The organism is Candidatus Aquicultor secundus, from assembly GCF_002791875.1.
GTDB classification, from domain to species: domain Bacteria; phylum Actinomycetota; class Aquicultoria; order Aquicultorales; family Aquicultoraceae; genus Aquicultor_A; species Aquicultor_A secundus.
In genome coordinates, this window is the sequence record NZ_PFNG01000271.1 from 1 (window position 1) to 3343 (window position 3343).

The 3343-nt window shown below is 52.8% G+C and carries 3 protein-coding genes; all 3 read right to left on the bottom strand.

Translation table 11 applies throughout. From position 1 onward, the window contains the following. Window positions 1–172: 172 nt before the first annotated feature. On the bottom strand, window positions 173–1474 hold the full coding sequence (gene thiC / locus COY37_RS11440; protein ID WP_286678149.1) for a phosphomethylpyrimidine synthase ThiC: 1302 nt from the start codon (window positions 1472–1474) through the stop codon (window positions 173–175). A gap of 73 nt (window positions 1475–1547) precedes the next feature. After that, window positions 1548–2165: a thiamine phosphate synthase gene (gene thiE, locus COY37_RS11445; RefSeq protein WP_353682433.1), complete on the bottom strand. Its 618-nt coding sequence runs from the start codon at window positions 2163–2165 to the stop codon at window positions 1548–1550. A gap of 13 nt (window positions 2166–2178) precedes the next feature. Continuing rightward, window positions 2179–3009, bottom strand: a complete 831-nt coding sequence (thiM, locus tag COY37_RS11450; RefSeq protein WP_286678147.1) for a hydroxyethylthiazole kinase — start codon at window positions 3007–3009, stop codon at window positions 2179–2181. Window positions 3010–3343: the final 334 nt, after the last annotated feature.

The following is a 3343-nucleotide window of genomic DNA, read 5'->3' on the forward strand; positions in this document are numbered from 1 at the left end:
TAATCGCTCCTTCAGAATGACAACTAATCGCTGTTCACTGTTTGCTAATCGCTCCTTCAGAATGACATCTAATCGCCGTTCACTGTTTGCTATAAAAATGACATCTAATCGCTGTTCACTGTTTGCTATTTGCTCCTTCAGAATGACAGAAAACCGAACGAAGGGTTTCTAGCTAGCACGACTCAACCTTTGTTCCCAGGTACTGGGCCACCACTTTCATGGCGCAGAAATCGCCGCACATGGTGCACCCTTCAACGTCTTTAATCTTGCGCTCGTTGCGGGCTGCCTCGGCTTTTGCCGGGTCTATAGAGAGGCGTATCTGCTCATTCCAGTCGAGGGCTTTTCGTGCTTTTGCCATCGAGAGATCCCATTCGGCCGCGCCTTTTATCCCTTTAACGATGTCTGCGGCGTGGGCTGCGATTCGTGAGGCTATAACGCCATCGTGCACGTCCTGGGCCGTCGGCAGCCCTAAGTGCTCGCGTGGCGTTACGTAGCAGAGGAAATCGGCCCCTGAAACTGCCGCCATGGTGCCGCCTATTGCCGCTGTTATATGATCGTATCCCGGGGCGACGTCTGTCACAAGCGGGCCTAAGACGTAAAACGGCGCACCGTTGCATATCTCTTTTTCAAGGCGCATATTCGCCGCTATCTGGTCGAACGGCATGTGGCCCGGGCCTTCGACCATAACCTGGACATCGGCTTTTCTGGCCCTGTCAACCAGCTCGCCCAGGACGAGAAGTTCCTGGAACTGGGCGCGATCGGATGCATCGGCCAGACAACCCGGCCTTAATCCGTCGCCCAAGCTAAGCGTTACGTCGTACTTGCGGGCGATCTCTAAGAGCCTGTCGTACTGCTCGTAGAGGAGGTTTTCCTTGTCGTTGTGAATCATCCAACCGACCGTAAACGCACCGCCACGGCTTACGATATCGGCCACCCTTCCCTGCTGCTGCAGCGCGTTAAGCGTCTTCCAGGTGATGCCTGCGTGGACCGTCATAAAATCGACGCCCTCTTTCGCCTGGGTCTCGATTACGCGGAACACATCATCGGGCGTCATATCGACTATGCTCCCATAAGAATCTTTTGCCAGGACCGCCGCCTGATAAATCGGAACGGTCCCCAGGGGTAGTACCGACTTTGCCAGTATCTGCGTGCGTATATCAACAAGCGGGCCGCCGGTGCTCAAATCCATCACCGCATCCGCCCCGGCCTTCTCTGCGATTTCAAGTTTATGGAGTTCTTCCTCTACTAACGGATACTCATCGGATGTGCCGATGTTCGCGTTGACTTTGGTTCGCAACCCCTTTCCAACGCCCATCGCCCTCAAGTTATGTCTGTTTACGTTTTTTGGGATTACAATAGTTCCGTCAAGGATGCCCGCGACTATCTCATCCGATGATAGATTCTCTTCGATGGCCACGGCATCGATTTCGGCTACCGATTGGCCTTTTTTTAATCTCTCAATAATCGTTGACATTACAGTTTAACCTAAATCCTTCCAAAATATAGAGCGGTTGTGCTGCGACCGTAGCCACTGCGTTACAGCCGCTCTAGCGGGCACCAGCTTGCGTGCGCGCGTTTTGTATCATATCAGTAATCGTACGGGCGGCGCTAGTCATATCGGGGGCAGAAGCCACTGCAGATATAACGGCTATCCCGTCCGCACCCGCCCGGACAACCTCTTCAATATTATCAATGGTAATGCCGCCGATGGCAACTATGGGGACATCAACCGTTTCTCTAATCTCGACAAGCCCATCTAACCCCATAGGAGGCGCCGCGTCGTTTTTACTCGGGGTTGGAAATATCGGTCCAAGCCCGATATAGTCGGCGCCCTGTTCGGCTGCCTCGACCGCCTCGTCGATACACGTCGCCGAGATTCCGATGATATATATATCCCCAACAATGCGCCTTGCCTCACCAAGAGAAAGGTCGTCCTGGCCGAGGTGCACGCCGTCCGCTTCAACTGCAAGCGCGATGTCGACGCGGTCGTTAATAATCAACAGGGCGCCGGCGTCTCTGGTGAGCCTTCTTAATTCAAAAGCGTCCGCAAAAAGCTTGCGGCTCGATGCGTATTTATCCCTATATTGGATAATCGACGCCCCACCATCTATCGCCGCTTTTGCGATATCGAAATGGCTCTTGCCGGGCGTCTCTATCGTGACCATATATAGACCAAGGTTATTTTTCAGCGCCGATTGTCTGGACAAGTTCAACTTTAGCACCCCTTACAACATCGTCGGGCGTAAGCGCGTATATCGTATCGTAGAGAGATGCATGAAACGTTCCCGGCCGTGGGCCCGATATAAGCGCCGCCTTCTCTCCTGCGATACCGTACGCGACCAGAGCGCCGGTTGCCGCTACAAAACGGTCCGCCTGGACGGCGGCAAATGCGGCGGTTATTGTAGTCGATATGCAACCGGTTCCTGTTACTGTAGCCATCATGGGGTCGCCGTTTGCAACGAGTGCGATGCGCTCACCGTCGGTAATAATGTCCTGTGCGCCCGTTACGCTTATGACGGCGTTTTGCCTGGCGGCGAACTCGCGAGCGACCTCGGCCATCTGCTCGTTCTTTCCAACCGCCTCAACACCCTTTATCTCTCCGCCGGCACCCGCCAGAATTCCGATTTCAGCACTGTTACCCCTGATTATGGCTATCTCAAGCTCACCCATAATGCGGTTACTGGCCTCGGTTCGTAGCTTAGTAGCGCCCGCCCCTACCGGGTCAAAAACAATCGGAACGCCCAGCTCGTTAGCCTTTTTACCAGCGATAATCATAGAATCGATAAGCTCGGGCGTTAGCGTGCCTATATTTAAGACCAGCGCCCCGGCAAAACCCACCATTTCCTCAACTTCTTCTTTAGCGTGCGCCATAACCGGCAGCGCACCTATACAGAGGGTTGCGTTCGCAGTCTCGTTCATCACGACGAAATTGGTGATATGGTGGATAAGCGGTTTTTTATCCCGGATTGCTTGAAGATCGCCGGCGACCCGTTGAATCATTTCTTGCATTGTATTCCTCCTTTTGGTTAGTGCAATGCGACAAAAAAACAAAAGCCATACCAGAAAAGGCACGGCTTTTAAATCTCGCCCAATTCCCTTCGCTGGCATTACCCAGAAACGGTTTTACCGTTTTTCAGGTTCAAACGGTCGTGAAGTTCACCCTTCACCTCTCAGCCGCCACGAAGCGGCTCCCGGTCACTCTATTCTATTATCAGCTTATTATACCAATATGTGATGCAGTGTTAAACTTGGGTTGCCTAGCAAACTATGCATGACCCAAACTATTTTCAACCACCTGCATTGTTTCTATACAGCCATCAGGGGATTGTCCGCGTTAGCAAAT

Excerpts from the sequence above, each read along its gene's own strand:
- thiE (WP_353682433.1), bottom strand. The coding sequence starts at position 2,165 with ATGGTCACGATAGAGACGCCCGGCAAGAGCCATTTCGATATCGCAAAA.
- thiM (WP_286678147.1), bottom strand. The coding sequence starts at position 3,009 with ATGCAAGAAATGATTCAACGGGTCGCCGGCGATCTTCAAGCAATCCGG.
- thiC (WP_286678149.1), bottom strand. The coding sequence starts at position 1,474 with ATGTCAACGATTATTGAGAGATTAAAAAAAGGCCAATCGGTAGCCGAA.